The 21,514-nt window shown below is 63.2% G+C and carries 19 protein-coding genes; 5 read left to right on the top strand and 14 right to left on the bottom strand.

Annotated elements, in window-relative coordinates; all coding sequences use genetic code 11:
* Positions 1–185: 185 nt before the first annotated feature.
* Positions 186–893 (bottom strand): transposase, encoded by a 708-nt coding sequence (locus BX591_RS19515; RefSeq protein ID WP_111932966.1) that lies wholly within the window; start codon positions 891–893, stop codon positions 186–188.
* Between the two features lie 187 nt (positions 894–1,080).
* On the opposite strand from BX591_RS19515, the gene BX591_RS19510 reads away from it, so the two are divergent.
* Together BX591_RS19510 and BX591_RS19505 are read left to right on the top strand one after the other, a co-directional pair.
* The gene (locus tag BX591_RS19510) at positions 1,081–1,806 is read left to right on the top strand and encodes an OmpW/AlkL family protein (RefSeq protein WP_111932965.1); all 726 of its coding nucleotides are present in this window, start codon (positions 1,081–1,083) and stop codon (positions 1,804–1,806) included.
* Positions 1,807–2,189: 383 nt separating this feature from the next.
* Positions 2,190–2,570, top strand: coding sequence for an ElaB/YgaM/YqjD family protein (locus tag BX591_RS19505; RefSeq protein ID WP_035554801.1), 381 nt, complete (start codon positions 2,190–2,192; stop codon positions 2,568–2,570).
* A 93-nt stretch (positions 2,571–2,663) separates the two neighbouring features.
* Here BX591_RS19505 and BX591_RS19500 read toward each other — a convergent pair whose 3' ends face one another.
* The 7 genes from BX591_RS19500 to pilM all read right to left on the bottom strand — a co-directional run bounded on the left by BX591_RS19500 (position 2,664) and on the right by pilM (position 10,277).
* Positions 2,664–3,875 (bottom strand): deoxyguanosinetriphosphate triphosphohydrolase, encoded by a 1,212-nt coding sequence (locus BX591_RS19500; protein WP_111932964.1) that lies wholly within the window; start codon positions 3,873–3,875, stop codon positions 2,664–2,666.
* Between the two features lie 72 nt (positions 3,876–3,947).
* Positions 3,948–5,024 carry a 3-dehydroquinate synthase gene (gene aroB, locus BX591_RS19495; protein WP_420849399.1) on the bottom strand — a complete coding sequence of 359 codons (1,077 nt, stop codon included), beginning with the start codon at positions 5,022–5,024 and terminating at the stop codon, positions 3,948–3,950.
* A gap of 8 nt (positions 5,025–5,032) precedes the next feature.
* Positions 5,033–5,584: a shikimate kinase gene (locus BX591_RS19490; protein ID WP_035554795.1), complete on the bottom strand. Its 552-nt coding sequence runs from the start codon at positions 5,582–5,584 to the stop codon at positions 5,033–5,035.
* A gap of 106 nt (positions 5,585–5,690) precedes the next feature.
* Entirely contained in the window at positions 5,691–7,403 is a 1,713-nt protein-coding gene (locus tag BX591_RS19485; RefSeq protein WP_111932962.1) for a type IV pilus secretin PilQ, read from the bottom strand.
* A gap of 206 nt (positions 7,404–7,609) precedes the next feature.
* A complete protein-coding gene (locus BX591_RS19480; RefSeq protein WP_111932961.1) occupies positions 7,610–8,530 on the bottom strand; it encodes a hypothetical protein in 921 nt (306 codons plus the stop codon).
* Complete coding sequence (locus BX591_RS19475) at positions 8,527–9,288, bottom strand: fimbrial assembly protein (protein WP_244147060.1); 762 nt, start codon at positions 9,286–9,288, stop codon at positions 8,527–8,529. Before BX591_RS19475 ends, BX591_RS19480 begins: the two co-directional genes overlap by 4 nt.
* Entirely contained in the window at positions 9,285–10,277 is a 993-nt protein-coding gene (gene pilM / locus BX591_RS19470; RefSeq protein ID WP_111932959.1) for a type IV pilus biogenesis protein PilM, read from the bottom strand. The genes BX591_RS19475 and pilM overlap by 4 nt, the downstream gene beginning before the upstream one ends.
* Positions 10,278–10,530: 253 nt before the next feature.
* On the opposite strand from pilM, the gene BX591_RS19465 reads away from it, so the two are divergent.
* Positions 10,531–12,927 (top strand): penicillin-binding protein 1A, encoded by a 2,397-nt coding sequence (locus tag BX591_RS19465; RefSeq protein WP_111932958.1) that lies wholly within the window; start codon positions 10,531–10,533, stop codon positions 12,925–12,927.
* 120 nt (positions 12,928–13,047) lie between these two features.
* Here the strand turns inward: BX591_RS19465 and cyaY are convergent, their stop codons facing one another.
* The gene (cyaY, locus tag BX591_RS19460) at positions 13,048–13,365 is read right to left on the bottom strand and encodes an iron donor protein CyaY (protein ID WP_111932957.1); all 318 of its coding nucleotides are present in this window, start codon (positions 13,363–13,365) and stop codon (positions 13,048–13,050) included.
* Positions 13,366–13,400: 35 nt separating this feature from the next.
* Here cyaY and lptM point away from each other — a divergent pair, with 35 nt between their 5' ends.
* Positions 13,401–13,748 (top strand): LPS translocon maturation chaperone LptM, encoded by a 348-nt coding sequence (gene lptM / locus BX591_RS19455; protein WP_111932956.1) that lies wholly within the window; start codon positions 13,401–13,403, stop codon positions 13,746–13,748.
* Between the two features lie 9 nt (positions 13,749–13,757).
* Positions 13,758–15,020 (top strand): diaminopimelate decarboxylase, encoded by a 1,263-nt coding sequence (lysA, locus tag BX591_RS19450; RefSeq protein ID WP_111932955.1) that lies wholly within the window; start codon positions 13,758–13,760, stop codon positions 15,018–15,020.
* A gap of 116 nt (positions 15,021–15,136) precedes the next feature.
* Here lysA and msrQ read toward each other — a convergent pair whose 3' ends face one another.
* The 5 genes from msrQ to BX591_RS19425 all read right to left on the bottom strand — a co-directional run bounded on the left by msrQ (position 15,137) and on the right by BX591_RS19425 (position 21,273).
* The gene (msrQ, locus tag BX591_RS19445) at positions 15,137–15,829 is read right to left on the bottom strand and encodes a protein-methionine-sulfoxide reductase heme-binding subunit MsrQ (protein WP_111932954.1); all 693 of its coding nucleotides are present in this window, start codon (positions 15,827–15,829) and stop codon (positions 15,137–15,139) included.
* A gap of 18 nt (positions 15,830–15,847) precedes the next feature.
* The gene (gene msrP / locus BX591_RS19440; protein ID WP_111932953.1) at positions 15,848–16,843 is read right to left on the bottom strand and encodes a protein-methionine-sulfoxide reductase catalytic subunit MsrP; all 996 of its coding nucleotides are present in this window, start codon (positions 16,841–16,843) and stop codon (positions 15,848–15,850) included.
* Positions 16,844–17,067: 224 nt separating this feature from the next.
* A complete protein-coding gene (gene ccsB / locus BX591_RS19435) occupies positions 17,068–18,285 on the bottom strand; it encodes a c-type cytochrome biogenesis protein CcsB (protein WP_111932952.1) in 1,218 nt (405 codons plus the stop codon).
* A 4-nt stretch (positions 18,286–18,289) separates the two neighbouring features.
* Positions 18,290–20,503: a cytochrome c biogenesis protein ResB gene (locus BX591_RS19430; protein WP_111932951.1), complete on the bottom strand. Its 2,214-nt coding sequence runs from the start codon at positions 20,501–20,503 to the stop codon at positions 18,290–18,292.
* Positions 20,504–20,619: 116 nt separating this feature from the next.
* Positions 20,620–21,273, bottom strand: coding sequence for a c-type cytochrome (locus BX591_RS19425; protein WP_111932950.1), 654 nt, complete (start codon positions 21,271–21,273; stop codon positions 20,620–20,622).
* Positions 21,274–21,514 lie beyond the last annotated feature (241 nt).

The raw sequence follows: 21,514 nt of genomic DNA, 5'->3' as shown, positions 1-21,514 counted from the left end.
AAAGCGCCGGAATTCGGAATATACGCGACGAATCAAAGGAATAGCAAATAAAACGTGATGGTCGATCCCCAATTATCAAGTTGGTGCATTGCGATGCATTTTTATTGGTGCCATATCAAAATAGTGCAAAAGAAAACGGCATACGAAGATGCCGTTCAGATACAACCCTTTGCCGCGAAACGCTTTTATTGCTGCTGGGGCGTCTCGCGCACCTTGCGCGGCCGGCCGCGCGGCAGCGGCGACACGCGCCGATTGGCAGCTCGCGCGGCCCATTCCCGATAGGAATCGCTGCCCAACACCCAGCCTTTCAGCGTGGCCTGCTGGAGTTGGCTGGCTTCGCGTTCGTCGAGCGGCTGCTCGCACAGATCGCGATACGCGCGCTGCCGTTCGAACGGCGTATTGCCGAGCGACCAGTACAAGGGGTGGTCGGTAATCAGGCTGTCGAGCGTCAGGCCGATATGATGACGGTAGCTCGACCAGCGGTAGTCTTCCGGCGCGCTGACCAGTTGCGCCCGCACCGGGCACATTTCGACGACCCGGCTCGCCAGCAGAAAATAACGCTCGCCTTCGATCACCGTGGCACGGTAGCGTCCTTCCCACAACGTGCCGCGACGGGCGTAACGTCGGTTGAAGTGCGCCACGTAGCGGCGCCCCACGGCCTGCATCGCCTTCGGCAGGCTGGATTCCTCGGTGGGTGTGACGAGCAGTTGCACCGCGCCCGGCATCAACGCATAAGCGTGAATCGATAAGTGATGGTCGCGCGAAGCCGCTTTCAAACAGTCGATGAAAAGCTCGTAGTCCTGGTCGTCGACGAACGCGGGCTGCTGATCGAGTCCGCGGAGGATGACGTGCTGCGGCTGGTCAGGGACATAGAGACGTGCAAGCCGTGCCATGCTGGAGTATCCGATAGTCGCGTTGGTACATACCCGAAGGTCCGAAAAGCCGCATGCGCTCTACGTTCGGCGCGGCGCGGCTAAGCCAGAAACCGCGCGGCGCTTAGGGAGAAAACTCTAACCGCCGCGTATGGTTTGTTTCAAACGTTGTAGTCATAATGAGCGGGCCTTTTCTGGAGGAGCACATATGAAATTAAAACAGGCCGTAACGGGGCTCGCGGCGCTAGCCTGTATGTCAACGGCAGCGCACGCGCAATCGGCCGGCAGCTTTTTCGTCACAACAGGCTGGTTCCATCTTGCGCCTCAATCGAGCAGCGACCCGTTGAGAATCACAAGTCTTGGCGGCAGCCCCGCCAACATTACCGAACCCAACACCGGTGCATCGCTGGGTTCCGCCGATACTCTCGGCTTCACCGCCGGCTACTTCGTCACTGATCACATCGCAACCGAATTCGTGATCGGCGTCCCGCCTTCTTTCGACCTGAACGGCACGGGCAGCCTCGAACAATTCGGCAAGCTGGGCCAGGCTAAACAGTGGAGCCCGACTCTGCTGTTCAAGTACTACTTCAACGCACCGACCGCCACGTTCCGCCCATATCTCGGGGTTGGCGTGAGTCGCATCTGGTTCACCGACCAGAAGATCACCAACGGTGCGTTTGAAGCCAATGTTCTGCATGGTCCGACCAGCGTGAGTACGGATAGTTCGTGGGAGCCGGTGTTTAATGCCGGTTTCACTTACGCGTTCAACCAGCACTGGTTCGCGGGCGTCTCGATCTCGTATCTGCCGCTCAGCACGACCGCCAAGCTGACCACCGCCGCCAACACGCCGGTCGGCACGCTGACGGCCACGTCGCAAACCAAGATCAAGCTGAACCCGATCGTTTCCTACGTCAACATCGGTTACCGTTTCTAACGCTTCGCGAAAATAGGGACGCGTTTAGTTAGGGTAGTCGAATTTTCGTGGCTTGGACAACGCCGTCATCGATCCCATGACGGCGTTTTTCGTTTCGTGTGTGCTCCTGGGCCGCACGCTGGCCGCGTGCGCCCGATTTTCGGGCCGGTGCGAGTGATTGTAAATTTGACCCGCAATCGCACCGGCTCTTGCAATATCTGCTGACGAATAGAAGCTGACATCGCCACCGTTCGGCGACGCAAACCACAAGGCTGCGCGCGAATCGGGCCGCGCTGACGGGTTTGGCACCAAAGTTGCGTCCGCAGGGTGTTTCCCGCGTCGTGGACGTGATGTGCGTCTGTGTGACGAGGCGTGGGACCTTTCACCTCATCGACGGAGCGACCATGACAGCACTTCCGAATACGCGAGACGCCCTCGGCGAATCCTGGACCAGCACGAGCCGCCGTGCAAAACGTATTGCACGCCACGGCCGCCACGCGGCCGAAGATATCGCGGGCGAACTGCGCACACTGATGTCCGAACTTGAATCCACTTTGGCCGACGGCACCCAGGCCGACGCGGTGGCGCTGCGCGGCAAACTGCGCAAACAACTGGAAGCCGCGCGCGCTCGTTTGAACGACACGCGCGAAGCCGTGCGTGAGCGCGCTGAAGTCGCGATCGCCGATGCCGACGATTACGTGCATGAAAACCCGTGGCAGACGATTGCGATCGTCGGCGGCGTTGCGCTCATTGCCGGGGCGTTGTTTGCCTCGCGCTTGCGGTAACGCGCAGTAGCCTGCGGTCGCTTGCCGTAATTTGTGCGGCAGGCAGGCAGCGCGCGGCGCCCGGTCCATCCCGGCGCCGCGTCCGCGAGGCGATCAGTTATCTTCGATCACGAAAAGCCGCTGATATTCCTTCAACGCGTACCGATCTGTCATCCCCGCGATGTAGTGGGCGATCAGACGAGCTTGCCGCGTTCCGTCCGCGGACAGGTAACCGGGCGGCAACAGACGCGGGTCTTCCGTGAACGCGTTGAACAGGCCGATCACGACGCGCCGCGCCTTGTTGGCCATCCGCATCACGCGGTAATGGCGATACAGGTTCTTGAACAGAAAACGCTTGAGCACCGCCGCCTGCGCGGCGATCGCTTCGCTGTGCGCGACCAGTACGGGCGCGGCACGCACTGCGTCGAGCGAGGTCGGCGCGTGGCGGACCAGATTCAGCTTGGTGGTATCGATCAGATCGACGATCAGCGTATTGATGATGCGCCGCACCGTCTCGTGAATCAGCCTGCGCCCTTCGATCCGCGGGAAATCGCGGCGTGCCGATTCGTAGTGCGTCTGCCATAACTCCACTTCGGCGAGTTGCTCGACCGTGAGCAGGCCGGAGCGCAAGCCGTCGTCGACGTCGTGGTTGTTGTACGCGATCTCGTCGGCAACGTTGGCGATCTGCGCTTCGATGGACGGCTGGCGGCCTTCGAGAAAGCGCTCGCCGAGTGCGCCGAGCTTCCGGGCGTTGTCCCGCGAACAGTGCTTGAGAATCCCCTCACGCGTTTCGAAGCACAGGTTCAGGCCGTCGAACGCGCCGTAGTGCTCCTCCAGATCGTCGACCACCGCGAGACTTTGCAGATTGTGTTCGAAACCGCCGTGCTCGCGCATGCATTCGTTCAACGCGTCCTGACCGGCATGGCCGAACGGCGTGTGGCCCAGATCGTGAGCCAGTGAAATCGCCTCGACGAGGTCTTCGTTGACCCGCAGATTGCGCGCAACCGAACGCGCGATCTGCGCCACTTCGAGGCTATGCGTAAGACGCGTGCGAAACAGGTCGCCCTCGTGATTGACGAAGACCTGCGTTTTGTATTCGAGCCGGCGGAAAGCCGTGGAGTGGACGATGCGGTCGCGGTCGCGCTGGAATTCGGTGCGGGCGCTGGGCGCGGCTTCCGCATAACGGCGACCGCGCGATTGCGCCGAATGCGCCGCGTACGGCGCGAGGTGCGCTTCGAGCGCTTCCTGGGTCAGCACGCCGAGCGTCGCCGTGCCGGCCGGATCCGCCGGGTCGTGCTTTACATCGTCGCTGCGCCTGTCTGTCACCGGGTTCTCCGAAACAAAAACGGCGCCTCGTGACGCGGTGCGTGATGCCGTGCCCGGCTAGCTCTGCCGCCGTTAAATCGCGGCAGCCAGCGTGGCCTGCACCGCGTCGTCGGGCGCCTGGGTGATGAGCGTCTCACCGAAACGCTTCAGCAGAATGAATTTGATCATCCCGGCTTCGGCCTTCTTGTCGACCTGCATGAGTTCGACGTAGCGCGACTCGCCGAGCGCGGGCGCCCGGGTCGGCAAATGCGCGGCGACGATCACGTCGACCAGCCGTTTGCGCGCGGTTTCGTCGAGATAGCCCATGCGCACGGACAGATCCGCCGCCATCACCATCCCGCAGCCGACCGCCTCGCCGTGCAGCCATTCGCCGTAGCCGAGTCCGGCTTCGATCGCGTGGCCGAAGGTGTGACCGAAGTTGAGGATCGCGCGCAGTCCGCCTTCACGCTCGTCCTGCGCCACCACCGACGCCTTGATCTCGCACGAGCGCTTGACCGCCTCGATTAGCGCCGCGGGCTCGCAGGCGTTCAGCGCCGCGACGTTCGCCTCGATCCAGTTGAAGAAACCGGCGTCGGCAATCGCGCCGGTCTTGATCACTTCGGCGACGCCCGCCGCCAGTTCGCGCGCCGGCAGCGTGCGCAATGCGCCGATGTCGGCGATCACGGCTTGCGGCTGGTAGAACGCGCCGATCATGTTCTTGCCGAGGGGATGATTGATACCCGTCTTGCCGCCCACCGACGAATCCACCTGCGACAACAACGTAGTCGGCACCTGAATGAACGGTACGCCGCGCATGTAGCAGGCCGCGGCAAAACCCGTCATGTCGCCGATCACGCCGCCGCCCAAAGCGATCAGCGTGGTCTTGCGATCCGCGCGCGAGCCGAGCAGCGCGTCGAAAATCAGGTTCAGGGTCTCGAGATTCTTATACGCTTCGCCGTCCGGCAAAACGACCGTGGAGACCTGCTTGCCGAGCGGCGCGAGCGCGGCGCGCAGCTTGTCGCCATAGAGCGGCTCGACGGTGGTATTCGTGACGATCGTGACCGAACTACCGGCAATATGCGGTGCGAACAATGCAGTCTGGCCGATCAGATCGGCACCGATATGGATGGGGTAGGCGCGCTCGCCCAGTTCGACATTGACGGTAATCATACGGTCCATTATGACGCAGGGTGTTTAGCGACGCCGACCATCTCGAGCTGCATCAGAACCATGTTGACGAGGCCGTTGACCGAAGGCCGGCCGGTTTCGATGACGAAGTGCGCGCATTCCCGATATAACGGATCGCGCACTTCGTAGAGCGCTTCGAGACGCGCTTTGGGGTCTTCGGTTTGCAGAAGCGGGCGATTTTTGTCGCGCCGGGTGCGCAGCCAAAGGTCATGCGGATTGGCCCGCAGGTAAATCACCACACCGCGATTTTGCAGCGATTCACGGTTTTCCGGCCGTAGCACCGCGCCGCCGCCGGTGGCCAGCACGATGTTTTCGCGCCCGGTAAGCTCGGAAATCACGCTCGCCTCGCGTTCGCGAAAGCCCGCTTCGCCCTCCAGTTCGAAGATCACCGGAATGCGCGCGCCCGTACGCGCTTCGATTTCGTGGTCGGAATCGAAGAACGGGCGATCGAGACGGCGCGCAATGGCCCGGCCCACGGTGGTTTTTCCTGCCCCCATGAGCCCTACAAAAAATACATTGGCGTGTGCGTCCCGCGCTTGCAACGGTGTCCTCTGGCTAATCCGGTGTAGTTCGTGCCGCAGCTTACTGGCAAAGCGGCTGCCTTGTCGAGCCTGCGCACCGCCGCTGGAGAGCGGCGGCGGCATGCCCCTAATTTATCTGAACGACGCGCGGCGTGATGAAAACCGCCAGTTCGCTGCGCTGGTCGCGATGTGCCCGATGGCGGAAAAGCGCCCCCAAAAACGGTATTTTGCCCAGGAGCGGCACCCGAGTCACATCGTCCCGGTCGTCGGTGGCGTAAATTCCGCCGATCGACACCGTACCACCATCCTCGACTTCGACCCGCGTTTGCACGTGTTTGGTGTTGATCGCGGGACCGGCGTCGGTCTGTTCGCCCACGCTGTCTTTGGCGACGTCGAGGTCCAGCACGACCCGACCGTCGGGCATGATTTGCGGCTCGACCTCGAGTTTGAGCGTGGCGCGACGGAACTGCACGCCCGACACGCCCTGCCCGACCTTCGCCTGGTACGGCAGTTCGGTGCCCTGCTCGACCACCGCCTTCATCCGGTCAGCCGTCACGACCCGCGGACTGGAGACGATCTCCCCGCGGCCTTCGGCCTCCAGCGCGCTCAGTTCGATGTTCAGGAGCCGCGTCGCGGCGGCCGCGAACAGCGTCAGGCCGGCGGTCGCGGCGTCGAAACCGGCGATGGGCCGCGCCGACAGATCATAAACAGCGCCTTCCTTGCCGCCGGTCAGGCCGCGCGCCGAGCCGTCTTCGCTCGTGGCTGCCATTGAAAGCCGCACGCCAAGATTGCGCGAGAACCCGTGTTCGCCCTCGACGATCCGCGCCTCGATCAACACCTGCCGGGTCGGCCGGTCGACGGAGCCGAGCAGCGTGGCGATCTGCGCGAGGCGGGCCTCGAGGTCGGTCACGAACAGCAGGTTGGTGCGCGGATCGGCAGTGGCGGCGCCGCGTTTGGACAGCACGCGCTGATTGCCGGAGCCGGTCAGCAGGCGCCGGACGTCCTCGGCGCGCGCGTAGTGCAGCTGGAACGTGTGGCTGGCGAGCGGTTCGAGATCGGCGCTGCGGGCATGCGCTTCGAAGCGCTGCCGCTCGCGCGCGGCCAGATCGGCCTGCGGTGCGACCCAGATCACATTGCCGTGACGCTCCATGGCGAGGCCGTTGACGTCCAGCAAGGTGTCGAACGCCGTGCGCCATGGCACCTTGTCGAGCCGCAAGGAGACGGCACCACGCACTCGTTCGCTCGCGACGATGTTCAGGCCGGTGAACTGGGCGAACGCGTTGAGCACGGCGCCCAGTTCGGCGCGCTGGAAGTTCAACGAGATCGCTTTGTCGTCGGTGGCGAGATGCGCGTCGGCAGCGGTTTTTGGCGCGTTGCCGAGGCGTGGGAGCGGCGGTAGCGGTGTGGGTGGGCCTTCGAGCGCGGTGGTGGGCGCGGTGTCTCGGGTTGGAGTTGAAGCTTGTGCGGGCAGTGGGGAGGCGTCGGCGGTGATATCGGCGCCGACGGCAGCGTCGGCCGTACCAGCCGCACCGGCCGCACCGCCGACGGCGCTACCGGCAGCGGACGCAGCCGCTTTCGACGCATCCGTCGTCTCCGCTGAGTCGTCGCGAAACGGATTCGGCACTTCGATAGCGACCTCGCGCGGCAAGGGCGGTGCGTTGTGCCGTGCGTCCGGCAACGCGACCGCATCGTCCTGCAACAGGTAGTCCGGGAGCGGCGGCAACGGCGGCGTCGAAGCCCGCGCGATACCGACGCTCAACGCCGAACCGACGACCAGCCCAAGATACGCGCTCCGCCCGCGTCGCGACCCACACGCGCGAGGTGAGCAAGACACGCCCATTGCACAATCTCCAGAAGATGAGCCGGCGACCCGAGCGCCGCGAGATACGCCACGTACGCGAGACAAGCCAAATCCGCGAGATGCGCGAGAACCACGAGAACCACGAAATACACGAGACAAGTCAGCGCCACGCAAAACGCGCGCTCCCGCCGATGCCGCCACACCCCAACACGACCGCGCGATCCGCGCCAATTTTTCCACACTCATCATGAAGCCTCCATCAGCGACAACGTGCGCGTCTCATCGCCTCTGGCGAGCGTAATCCCACGCGCGTCGAGCTTCGTGACGCGCTCGGCGCCGATCAGTTGACCGGCCACGACCGTCGTCGCGCCATCCTCCGTATCGAGCAACGCCAGGCCACGCGTGCGATCGCGCAGCAATCCGACCAGACGCAACGGCGAACCCTCGGACAAACCACCTGCGGCGAACATTTGCGGCGACGAGAACGGATCGAAGAACACGAGGTCCTCGTCGTCGTCCGAATCGAGGCTGGCGTCGACGAACGCGTCCGCCAACGTATTCAAAGGCGCCGGCCGCAGCGCGCCGAACATATTCAGCGTCGCGTTCATCACGAGCGACGCGGCGTCGCGTTTAACGGTCACGTCGACGGGAACGGTCAGCACCGGCAGATCCGACAGCCCGCGCAGAAACGCCATCAGGTGGACGAAATCCGTGCGCGCGGTGAACTGCAGCGGGCGCATGCTTTCGACACCGACGCCGCTGACGGCGCCGGGTTCCAGGCTCAGCAGCGTGACGTCGCTCTGCACAGCGAGTTCGGAAACGACGCGCACGTCGTCCGCCGAACTCCATGACGCGGATGAACGCGCGGCGCCCATCGCCGCAATCTCTTGCCGCAGCACGGGCAACTGTGCGAGTGCATGCCGCGCGTCCGCCAACCGTTGGGCGCTCGCCGCCAAGGCGGACCGGCTCGCAGCGACGCCGGACAAATCCGCCACGATCCATCCATGCGTGCCGAGCGCGAACACGATCGCGGCAATCAGCAAGGCAATCACCCAGCGACGGCGTCTGCTCCACGCCGCGAACGGCACGCGCGCACGCTTGATCCAATGCGAGAGGAACGGCCGCGTGCTGGCCGCGCCGCCAAGCTCAACGAATGTCGTGCTCATTTCACACCTCTCGATAGTTCGGACTTGATGGAAAGTGAAGGCGCCAGGCCCGCCTTGCCGGCTACCTTCAACGCCGCGTCGTCCCATCGCAAATGCGCGCCGAACTCGACTGGGCCAGACACGCCGGCGCCAAGGCCAGCGCCAGCACCTGCACCAGCGCGCCCTGCGGCACGCGTCGCCGGGCTACGCAGATCGCTCACCTCCGCGCCTTTCACGCCGCGAATCCCGCTCAAGCGTTTGAGCCACGCCGCCGACGCCGCATGTCCACGCGACGTCGCCAGCATTTGCGTTTCGTGTTCACGCTGACGCATTTGCTGTAGCACCACGCCCTCGCCCGGCTCCGAGCTCAGCGCATCGATCAGATCGCGTAAATGAGTGAGCGGGTCGGACAAACGCCTTGCATGCGCGACATTTTTGCGTTGTTCGTCCCGCGTGCGCAGCAAGGTCGCGTGCTCCGCAAGCGGCGCGCTCAGACGCGTGAACGATTGATCGATCGACGCTCGCTGCGCATCGAGCTGCATACGCTCGAACACTTGCCAGCCGATCAACGGCAGCACGGCCGCGCTGCCGACAACCGCAGCGGTGGTCCATTCGAGTAGACACCGCCGACGCGCAAGCCGGGCATTGCGCTGCCGGTAAGGCAGCAGATTGAAGCCTCCGAGCCACGACCGCACGAAACGCACACCGCGCGAAGGCGATGACGATGACGAATACACCGACGGATGCGCGCCCGCTCCCAGCAACCGGGCGCCCATCATTCGAACACCCCGCGCAACGCCAGCCCGAACGCCACCGCGCCTTCCGGCTCGTGCAACAACGCATCGGTCTGCGCCCGCTGGAGGTCGCCGAGCAGCGCCAGGTCGAAGGGCAGTACCGGACAGCTCAACACATCGGCGATATCCACCATCGAAAAGCCGACCCCGTCGAGCAGATCCACTTCGCCGCTCAGGAACGCGCAGCGGAGCTCGGTCCCACGACCCAGGTCACGCAACGCATCGGCGAGATCCGTGTGTTCGGGTGCCGGATAACGCATCTCGTGGACCAGACAGTCTTCGGCGAAACGCCATCCGTAGACGCCGTCCGTACCGATCCACAGTGCGATGTACGGCTGGTGCGGATCGAGTTCATGACTTGCCGCATAGCGCATGGCGCGCAGAGCCGCTTGCGGCTCGCCGTCGACGGCGGTCAGCGAAATGCCGGCCGCCGCCGCGCATTCCATACGCGCCTCGAGATGTTGGCGCGCGGTGGCGGCGATCGTCACCGCGCGGCTCGCGCCGGGCCTTTCGTCGACGTACCAGTCGACCGCCAGCGCATGCCGTTCGAGCCCCGCAATCCGCTCGACCTCATTCATCACCGCCGGCTCCAGCTCGACCAGTTCATGCCCGCCGTCTTCCGCGCAGCCGCTTTGTGCGGCAAGCCGCGCCAGCGGCACCGAGGTCATGACCGTGGCCGAGGCGGGCACCGCCATGGCGCAACGCAACGCCTGCGCTGCACAGGCGCGCGGCAGACCGGCGAACACTTCGCGCAAGGCACGCGCCACCGCGTGCCGGTCGGCGATCTCGGTGCCCGCCATCGCGCCGGGTGCGAGCGGCACGGTCGACACGTATTCGATCTGCAGCTCAGAAACCGGCAACGCTCGCTGACTGATCACGACCAGACGCACGCTTTGAGAACCCACGTCGATCCCCGCGGCGAAACGCGGCGAGCCGGTCTGCAAGACCTCGAACCAGGAATTTATTAACGACATATGCCCTCCCTCAGACTCGCGCTGCGAACCATTCGAACGCGAGTAACGAGGAAGAATTGTGCGCAAGCGCAGCGTTGAGCGACACTCAGCCGAATGGCTAACGTTGCGTGACACGCGCCCCCGCGCGGCATCAAAGCGGCTACAGTGAAGTCAATCCCGCGTGGCGCGCAGGCTTATCGGGCAACCTCCGTAAGCCGGCCGAAAGCTGAAAAGCGAGGCGGCTATAATCGCGGGACTGTTTTTTGGTGCCACTATGCAATCCACGTCTCCTACGTCCCCGCCGCCCGCGCCGCAGAAGCGCAAACGCCCGTTGTGGCTGAAGCTCATCATCGGCTTTGTCGGTCTGATCGTCGCAGGCATTCTGTGCGTGCTGCTGGTGCTCGGCTATGCGCTGGTCGTCGCCACGCCGAATCTGCCGTCGCTTGACGCATTGACCGACTACCGGCCCAAGGTGCCGCTGCGCATCTACACGGCAGACCATGTGCTGATCGGCGAATTCGGCGAAGAACGGCGTGACATCGTCCATATCCAGGACGTGCCGGATAGCCTGAAAAAGGCGGTGCTCGCCATTGAAGACGCGCGCTTCTACGATCACGGCGGCGTCGACCTCACCGGTATCGCGCGCGCCGGCATCGTCGCGCTGACCAACGGCCACGCCACGCAGGGCGCGAGCACGATCACCATGCAGGTGGCGCGCAACTTCTTCCTGTCGAGCGAAAAGACCTACACGCGCAAGATTTACGAGATGCTGCTCGCGTACAAGATCGAGTCGAAGCTGACGAAAGATCAGATTCTCGAGGTGTATATGAATCAGATCTATCTCGGGCAGCGCGCCTACGGTTTCGCGAGCGCGGCTCGGGTCTACTTCGGCAAGGACCTGAAGGACCTGACATTGGCCGAGTCGGCCATGCTCGCGGGTCTGCCGAAGGCGCCGTCGGCATATAACCCGGTGGTCAATCCGAAGCGCGCGAAGGTGCGTCAGCAGTACATCCTGCAGCGTATGTATGAGCTGCACTACATCACCCAGGAGCAGTACGACGAAGCGAGCAAACAGCCGCTCGTGGTCAAGGGCGCGGGCAAGGAGTTCAGCGTGCACGCCGAGTACGTCGCGGAAATGGTGCGCCAGATGATGTACGCGCAGTACCGCGAAGAGGCGTACACGCGCGGCCTGAACGTGGTCACCACGATCGATTCGGCCGATCAGGACGTCGCCTACCGCGCGCTGCGCAAAGGGCTGATGGACTACGAGCGGCGTCACGGTTATCGCGGCCCGGAGGCGTTCATCGATCTGCCGTCCGACGCGGACGACCGCGAACAGGCGATCGACGACGCGTTGCTCGAACATCCGGACAACGGCGAGATCATTGCCGCGGTCGTGACCTCGGCGAATCCGAAACAGGTGCAGGCCACGTTTATCGACGGCAACGTCGCGACCATTCAGGGCGACGGCCTGCGCTTCGCGCAAGCCGCGCTCGGTCCGCGCGCGCAGCCGAATCAGCGGGTGCGCCCCGGCGCAATCATCCGTCTGATGAAGAACGACGACGGCAACTGGTCGGTCACGCAATTGCCGCAGGTGGAAGGCGCGTTCGTTTCCGTGATCCCGCAAGATGGCGCGATTCGCGCGCTGGTCGGCGGCTTCGACTTCAACAAGAACAAGTTCAACCACGTGACCCAGGCATGGCGCCAACCGGGTTCGAGCTTCAAGCCGTTCATCTATTCGGCGTCGCTCGAAAAGGGACTGGGACCGGCCACCATCATTAACGACGCGCCGCTCTTTTTCAGCGCCGCGGAGACCGGTGGCCAGGCATGGGAGCCGAAGAACTACGGCGGCGGTTTCGACGGCCCGATGACCATGCGCACCGCGCTGCAGAAGTCGAAGAACCTGGTGTCGATCCGGATCCTGAACCAGATCGGCACGAAGTACGCGCAGCAGTACATCACGCGTTTCGGCTTCGACGCGGACCGTCACCCCGCCTATCTGCCAATGGCCCTCGGCGCAGGTCTCGTCACGCCGCTCCAGATGGCGGGCGCGTTCTCGGTGTTCGCCAACGGCGGTTATCGCGTCAATCCGTATCTGATCGCCGAAGTCACCGATCAGCGCGGCATCGTGGTCGCGCACGCGCAGCCGCTGGTGGCCGCGCAAAGCGCGCCGCACGCAATCGAATCGCGCAACGCTTACGTGATGAACAGCCTGCTGCTGAGCGTCGCGCAACGCGGCACGGGCGCGAAGACCAACGTGTTGAAACGCACCGACCTCGGCGGCAAGACAGGCACGACCAACGATTCGCGCGACGCGTGGTTCGCCGGTTATCAGCACACGCTCACGGCGATCGCGTGGATCGGCTACGACAATCCGCGCAGTCTCGGCGACCGTGAAACCGGCGGCGGCCTGGCGTTGCCGGTGTGGATCGAGTACATGAGCCGCGCGCTCAAGGGCGTGCCTGAGTACAAGATGCCCATGCCGGAAGGCGTCACCGAAATCGGCTCGGAGTTGTATTTCGACGACTTCACCCCGGGCAACGGTTTCGTTTCGACGGTAGGGGTCAGTCAGGCGGCGCTCGACGCCGAAGCGAGCGGTGCGGCGGCTGCGCCCGAGCAGGTCGGGGAGCAGGAAAAGCAGGACATCATGAATCTGTTCCGCGGGCACTGAGGCCGTTTCTTCCTGGCTTGGCGGTTTTTCAGGCCACCAGAAATGCAAAAACCGCCGCGTTCGATACGCGGCGGTTTTCGTTTACGCCTTACGCTTTACGCAGTCTGGTCGACGCCGCGCTTACGCTTCGAAGTGAACCGGCTCGCCAGCCTGTTGTGTCGCGTACTCCGACAGCGCGGAGAAAAACTCCGTGCCGTTGCGGGTATCGCGCCATGCGCCGTCGACGAAACGGAAGTGGAAACCGCCCGCTTTCGCGGCGATCCAGATCTCGCTCATGGGCGGTTGCAGGTTGACGATAATCTTCGTGCGATTCTCGAATTCGAGGGTCAGCACGTTGCCGCTGCGCTCGAGTTCGATGTCGGCGGCGATGTCGTCAACCGCGCGTTCGATGGCGGCTAGCGCGGCTTCCGCGCGGGTCAGGTAATCACTATCGGACATGCTAAACTCCATCGATTATTTATTCAGGGACAGTCATGCGAGTCGTATCTCGGATGCGCGCGGCGGCGCCCGGCCGCGCGATTGTAGCGGGTTTAGCCATTCTCGCAGGTTGTGCACTGGCTGGCTGCGGACAACGCGGTTCGCTCTATTTGCCGACCGTACCGCCGCTACCGGCGAAGCCGGCCGATCGCACGCAGGCACCACCGGCCGCGACCAACCCCACCGTGAATCCGGACACGCCGAGCCCCATGGGCGAGGTGCCGGACACCTCGGGCTCGCCGCTCTCGCTGGCGCCGGAAACCGAACTCGCCACGCCGCCCGCTTCCGCTGCCTCCGCTACGGCGGCACCGCTGCCTGCCTCTGCCGCCACACCCGTTCAATAAGACTTTCGCATGACTCGATCCGCATTTGACTACGTCGACGGCGTGCTGCACGCCGAGGGCGTGTCCGCCGTCTCCCTCGCCGAGCAGTTCGGCACACCGCTGTACGTCTATTCGCGCGCCGCGCTCACCGCTGCATGGAACGCGTATGCGGGCGCTTGCGCCGGCCGTCGCGCCACCGTGCATGTGGCCGTCAAGGCCAATAGCAATCTCGCGGTGCTGAACGTGTTCGCGCGGCTCGGCGCGGGCTTCGACATCGTGTCGGGCGGCGAGCTGGCGCGCGTGCTGGCAGCTGGCGGCAAAGCGGAAAACACCGTGTTTTCCGGCGTCGGCAAGCATGCGGACGAAATGCGCGACGCGCTCGCGGCCGGCGTCAAATGCTTCAACGTCGAATCGATTCCCGAGCTTGATCGTCTGAACGCGGTGGCTGCGGCAATGGGCAAGAAGGCGCCGGTTTCGCTGCGCGTCAATCCCGACGTCGACGCGAAAACGCATCCGTACATTTCCACCGGGCTCAAGTCGAACAAGTTCGGCGTCGCTTTCGAAGACGCGCGCGCCACGTATCAAGCGGCTGCGGCAATGGCGAATCTCGAGGTGGTCGGCATCGACTGCCATATCGGTTCGCAGATCACCGAAGTCGCGCCCTATCTGGACGCGGTCGACAAGGTGCTGGAACTGGTCGAGCAGATCGAGCAGGACGGCGTGAAGATTCGCCACATCGACGTGGGCGGCGGTCTCGGTATTACATACGACGATGAAACGCCGCCGGAAATCGGCGAATTCGTTCGCACGGTGCTGGATCGTATCGAAGCGCGCGGCCACGGCCATCGCGAAGTGTATTTCGAGCCGGGCCGTTCGCTGGTCGGCAATGCGGGCGTGCTGCTTACGCGCGTCGAGTTTCTGAAGCCGGGCGCGGAAAAGAACTTCGCTATCGTCGACGCGGCGATGACAGATCTCGCGCGTCCCGCCATGTACGAGGCGTATCACGCCATCGACCCCGTGCTGAAACGCGACGTGCCGGCTCACGTGTACGACGTGGTGGGTCCGGTGTGCGAAAGCGGCGACTGGCTGGGTCGTGAGCGCCTGCTCGCGGTCGAATCCGGCGACCTGCTGGCGATTCGCTCGGCCGGCGCGTACGGCTTCGTGATGAGCTCCAATTACAACACCCGTCCGCGTGCGGCCGAGGTGATGGTGGATGGTACACAGGTGCATCTGGTTCGCGCACGCGAAGAGGTCAAGCAGTTGTTTGCGGGTGAAACGATCTTGCCGGCGTAAACGTCGGCGTCGTGACGATATAAGTCACGAGCAAGCAAAAAAGGGCGATGCCGCGTGAAATGGCATCGCCCTTTTTCCTTTCGGCGCGCTTTGCTGATGAACGCGAAGCTCGCCGGTTATCGCGCCTTCACTCTCCGTTCGCGCAACCATACGATCAAGCGCCAGCCCAGCAGCGCCACCATGATGGTGCCGTAGATCTTCGGTAAAACCAGATCGTGTTTGCCCGCCTTCATCCACCAGAAATGCAGGATCGCGAGCGCGCCGATCGCATAGATCGAACGATGCAGCATCTGCCAGCGTCGCCCGAGCTTGCGCACCATCGCGCGCGGCGACGTCACGGCCAGCGCGATCAGCAACACGAACGCCGCGAAGCCGACCGTGATGAACGGCCGCTTGCCGATGTCCTTCAGAATCGCGGCGACATCGAACCACTTGTCGAACCAAAGGTAGGTCGTGAAATGCAGCGTCGCGTAGAAAAATGCGTAGAGCCCGAGCATGCGCCGAAACCGCACGAACGCGGCCACACCGGTCAGCCTGCGCAATGGCGTCACCGCCAGCGTGATGCAGAGGAACACCAGCGTCCATAAACCCGTGGAGCGTGTGATGAACTCGATCGGATTGGCGCCGAGCCGATCGGTCACGCCGAACAGCACGATGCGCGCGAGCGGATACCACGCGGCGATGAACACCGCGATTTTCGCCGGCACGATCCAGCGCGCGCCGCTCGCCGGACGCCTCGACGCCGTTGAAGCTGAACGCGCCGCCTTGCGTGGTTCGGTCTGAGTGACAGGTTGCGTATCGGAAGCCATATCGTCGAAGCCGTTCGCTCAAAAATTCTTCTTCAGGTCCATGCCCTGATACAGCGACGCGACCTGATCGCCGTAGCCATTGAACATCAGCGTCTTGCGCTTGGGCGTAAAGAACCCGTCTTCACCGATGCGCCGCTCCGTCGCCTGACTCCAGCGCGGGTGATCGACATTCGGATTCACGTTCGAGTAGAAGCCGTATTCGTTCGACGCGTACGTGTTCCAACTGGTGTTCGGCTGCTTGTCGAGAAAGCGGATCTTCACCAGCGACTTCGCGCTCTTGAAGCCGTATTTCCACGGCACGACGATGCGCACCGGCGCGCCGTTCTGATTGGGCAACACCTCGCCGTACAGCCCCATGGTCAGCAGCGTGAGCGGATTCATCGCCTCGTCCATGCGCAGACCTTCGGAGTATGGCCAGTCGAGCACTGGTGCCGACAGTCCCGGCATTTGCGACGGATCGGCCAGCGTAATGAACTGCACGTACTTCGCATTGCCGGTCGGCTGCACGCGCTTGATCAACTCGGCGAGCGGCACGCCGATCCACGGAATCACCATCGACCACCCTTCGACGCAGCGCAGCCGGTACACGCGCTCTTCGAGCGGCGCGAGCTTCAGCAGTTCGTCGATGTCGTACACCTTCGGATTCTTGATCTCGCCTTCGACGCTCACCTTCCACGGATGCGGCCGCAACGTCCCCGCGTTCTGCGCGGGATCGGCTTTATCGGTGCCGAACTCGTAGAAGTTGTTGTACGTGGTGATGTCCTTGAACGGCGTGATCTTGTCCAGCGCGACGAATCGGGCGTTGGTCTTCGCCGCCAGTTTCTGCGCCTTCGGATCCGGCGACGAGTACGCCGCCAACGCCTCGCCATTCACGCCGATCAGACTGCCGAGCGCCATCGCGCCGGCCGCCTGCAACACGCGCCGCCGATTCTCGAAGACGCGCCGCGGCGTGATTTCGCTGCGCGCGATATCGTCGCCGCTGAGTTGAATTCTGTCGCTTCGCTTGATCCACATCGTGCAACTCCTTACTGGTCCGCCGCCGGGTTGTTCGGCCTGTCCAGGTCGTCCAGGTTGTCAGGTCAGACGGCGCAATCGCCTGTTCGTTCGGGTCACTGTCCTGCCACACCGTAGGTACTCTCAGAGCCAACACCCTGGATGCAGCAAATATTCCGCCAGCCATAAAAAAACCGCCGGTGCGAAGCACGCGGCGGTTCTTGGTCGGTTCGAAGCGGCAGATCTTACAGCTTGCCGTAACTATGCAAGCCCGACAGGAACATGTTGACGCCGAGGAACGCGAAGGTCGTCACCAGCAGGCCGGTCAGCGCCCACCATGCCGCGACCGCACCGCGCAGGCCTTTCATCAGGCGCATATGCAGCCAGGCCGCGTAGTTCAGCCAGACGATCAGCGCCCAGGTTTCCTTCGGGTCCCAGCTCCAGTAGCCGCCCCACGCTTCCGCGGCCCACAGCGCGCCGAGAATCGTCGCGATCGTGAAGAACGCGAAACCGACGGCGATGGACTTGTACATCAGGTCGTCGAGCACGTCGAGCGGCGGCAGACGGTCGGCCAGCACGCCGCGCTCTTTCGACAGATACGCGACACCCACCATGGCCGACAGCGCAAAGCTGCCATAGCCGATGAAGTTCGCCGGCACGTGGATCTTCATCCACCAGCTTTGCAGCGCCGGCACCAACGGCTGGATCTGCTGCGCGTCGCGCGCGACCGAGTACCACATCAGGAAGCCGACGGCCGCGCTGATCACCAGCAGAACAAACGCGCCAAGCGCGCGGGTGCTGTAGTGCTGCTCGTAGTACAGATAAAACAGCGCGGTGATCAGGCTGAACAGTACGAACACTTCGTACAGGTTCGAGATAGGAATATGGCCGACGTCCGCGCCGATCAGGTACGACTCGTACCACCGCACCATCAGACCGACGAAACCCATGAGCACCGCGGCCCACGTCATCTTCGAACCGATCGCGGCGCCGGTCGGCGAGCGCGACAGCAGGCCGATCCAGTAGAACACAGTGGCGAACACGAACAGCGCGCTCATCCACAGAATCGCGGACTGGCTCGACAGGAAGTACTTGAGGAAGAACGCGTTATCCGCGCGGCTCAGGTCGCCGTGGTAAATCTGAATGGCCAGCAACGACAGCGCCGCAATACCCACCATCAGCGGACGCACCGGTTTCCAGCGCCAGCCGAGCACCATGAACACCGGCACCGCGCACACCAGCACCAGCTTGTCGTAGTAATTCATGAACGGGTGATAGCGCGACAGCGCGAACCCGGCTCCCGCGACCATCGCGAGGGCAAACAGCCAGTCGACGACGCCGAGCCGTTTCAAAAACGGCCGTTCGTCGTATTGCGCGACATTCAGCGCGTTGAACGACTCTTCCGCGCTGGCCTTTTTCGGGCGCGCGGGTGAGGAGGAGGAGGAAACCTGAGTCAAGTCCATGATCTTACCGGGTCGAATCTTGTGAGCTTGCGGACGGCGCGCCGGGGTGGCCGGGCTTGTCGGAGCCGCCGGATGCTTCAGTGAGTTTGGCGCCCAGTGCGGCGCCGACAGCGTCGCGCGTCTGGACGAACTCTTTCTCGAAGTCGAGCGTTTTACGCGCGCTCGACATGGCCATCACGACATTCGTGCCGTGATCGGTGTCTTTGAGCCAGAACCAGAGGCGCCGTTCGCGGACATAGAACATCGAGAAGATGCCCAATACGAGAAGCAGGCTGCCAAGATACACGACTTTTTTGCCCGGCGCGCGCGTCAACTGAAATACCGAAGCTTGCACCTGCTTGAATGAGTCGAGCTGTAAATAGACCGGCGAACCATACAGAAAACTGTCGGAAATCGCGTTGATCGAGCTCTGGATGAAACGGCTCGCGTCGGCGTTGGCCGTCGCCGCGGGCTCGCCGAGCTGCTGACGGGACAGTTGCCACAGATCCCAGGTGGAGCCTTCCAGCATGCGCAGCAACAGACCGGCGGCCTTTTCCTGCTCGCCCTTCGGCACTGAATGGTCGATAAACCCGGCAATCGCCTGGAAGCCGCCGACCGGTTGGCCATTCGGCAGCTTGATGCTGTTGTCCGCACCGGCAAAAAGGGTCAGCACGCGCAGCGCGCTTTCTTCGAGATGCTGCTGCAGTTCCGTATTCGAACCCGGCACCGAGCGCAGCGCGAAGCTGTGCGCGGCCGCGGCGCGCATGGCCGGATCTTCCAGCGTGGCGCGCAGGTTCATCCATTCCTTGACCGTGCCGCCGCTGTCGGCGGGAATGCGCAGGTAGCGGAACGGATCGTCCGGATTCACGCGCATGCCGGCGAGGAACATCCGCTCGCCGGAGACATCCACCGGCAGCATGTAGTTGTTGTACTCGCGCGCCTGGCCGTCCTTGTCGCGCACTTTGTACTGCACCGACGGGCCGACATTGTGCAGATCCAGCGGTTTCGACGACTTCGCGCCGGAGCCGAGCCGTTCGTCGAACGCCTCTTTCAACGTCCGATGCGCGGCGACGCCGCGCGCGTCGTTCTGGCCACTGCCGTTCGACACGTTTTCGACGTTGATCGCGCGGAAATCGGTGAATTCCACCGTCTGGCCGTCGGCCAGCGGCGTGGCCGTGCCCAACGGCGCATTGCCGCCGATCGTGCCGCCGAACGGCGCAGTCTTCGCGCTCGCGCCGCTCATCGGGAAGGCTGTCATCTGCATCTGCGAGCCGCCGTCCTGGAAGCTCGACTGATAGATCGACACGCCGTCGTAAGTGAACGGCTTGTTCACCTCGACGCGCGCCGGCACGCGCGCGCCGGTCTTGTGGTCGACCACGACGATGTCGCTCGCGAACAGCTTCGGCATGCCCGTCGAGTAATAGTCGACGATGAACTTGTTCAGCTCGATCGAGAACGGCAGGTCTTGGATCAGCGAGCCGTCCGGCTGGTTCAGGATCGCCGTGGAGACATGCTGCCCTTCCGGCACCCACGCATAGCCGCGGAACGTCGGGTTGGACTGCGACAGACGATGCTCCGGCGGAATGTCGTTGATCACCGTATTGGCGCGGATCGGCGATTTGTCGAACAGCCACATTTGCAGCTTGATCGGCAGATTGCTGTCGAGCAGACCACCAAGGCAGATCACGACGATCGCGATGTGCGCCGAGATATAACCGAACTTGGTCAACGCCCCGCGCTTCGCGGCGATCAGCGTGGCGCCTTCCGACTCACGCGTGACGAATTTGTAGCCAAGCCTGGCCGAGAGCGTGGCGAGCACCGTCGAAGTCTGCGCGCGCGTGCCGTTCACCGCGAATTCGCCCTTGTGATGGAACGCGCGCAGGCTGCCTTCGCGAACCTTGTCCTTCCAGCTTTTCGCGTCGGCAAGCATCTTCGGCGCATTGCGGATCACGCACAGCGACACCGACACCATCAGGAAACCGAGAATCAGCATGAACCACCACGAGCTGTACACGGTGTACAAGCTCAGCGAGCGGAAAATGTCCGCCCAGAACGGGCCGAACTGATTGACGTAGTTGGGATACGGATCGTCCTGCGTGAGAACGGTGCCGATGATGCTGGCGATCGACAAAATCACGAGCAACGAAATGGCGAACCGCATCGAACTCAAAACTTCGATGACACTGCGCGCAATGCGATTGCCCGACTTCGACTGCAAACCCGACGTGGTGACGCTCATTCATACTCCGACTGAACAGCAAAAAAGGGTGCAGGGCTGTCGTAGGCACGACGCCCCCACCCTTTTCTTGTTTTGTACCGGCCTCGGCGGGCCGGTTGCATTTGCGTGCGAACCCTTTAATGCAGGCCCGCGATGTAATCGGCGACTGCCTTGATCTCACTATCCGACAACCGTGTGGCAATGGCATGCATCGCCTCATTGTTGTTGCGTGCGCCCGGACCCTGCGTGAACGCCAGCAACTCCGTTACCGTGTACTCGGCCCATTGCCCCGACAGCCGCGGATACTGCGACGGAATCCCCTGACCGGTCGGCCCGTGGCAGCTCGCGCACGCCGGCACCCCCTTGTCCGCGATCCCGCCGCGATAAATCTTCTGACCGAGCGGCACGGTGTCTTTGTTGTGCGCGTAGCCGGGCTTAGGCGTCTGCGTCGAAAAATAGGCCGCGACGTTGACCATGTCCTGATCGGACAGCGCGGCTGCCATGCCCGCCATGATCGCATTGTTGCGTGCGGGCTGCTTCGCGCCGGGCTGGGTCTTGAAGTCCTTGAGTTGCTTGACGAGATATTCGGGATGCTGGCCCGCCAGCTTTGGATACGCACTGCCGGCGCTGTTGCCGTCGGCCCCGTGGCATGACGCGCACACCTGCACCGCGATTGCCTGCCCCCGATTGATGTCCGGTTTTGCCGGATCTGCTGCTCGTGCCTGAATTGCCAAACCTGAAAGACCTGCCGCTACATGAAGCACCATCAGAGTCTTGCTCAGTCGATTCATTCGCACACCCTGTCTCGTCTTGTGGGATTTTTAGAGAGTCCCTGAGGGACTTTCTTCGGGGCGGAAAACCTGGGACAGCCCAGCGTTTTCTTGAAGATTTTGCAAACTACGACAGCGACCGACAGACCCGTGAAGAGCCGCCAAGGCACGCGGGCTGGCCCCCTCAGGTTTTCAGTAAACCATCGTATTGTACAATAACTCGCTAATCGCTAAGACGCCAGTCGGGCTTGACCCGTCCCCA

Origin of the sequence: Paraburkholderia bryophila, from assembly GCF_003269035.1 — a bacterium.
Taxonomy (GTDB): domain Bacteria; phylum Pseudomonadota; class Gammaproteobacteria; order Burkholderiales; family Burkholderiaceae; genus Paraburkholderia; species Paraburkholderia bryophila.
This window is presented reverse-complemented; position numbering and strand designations above follow the sequence as displayed.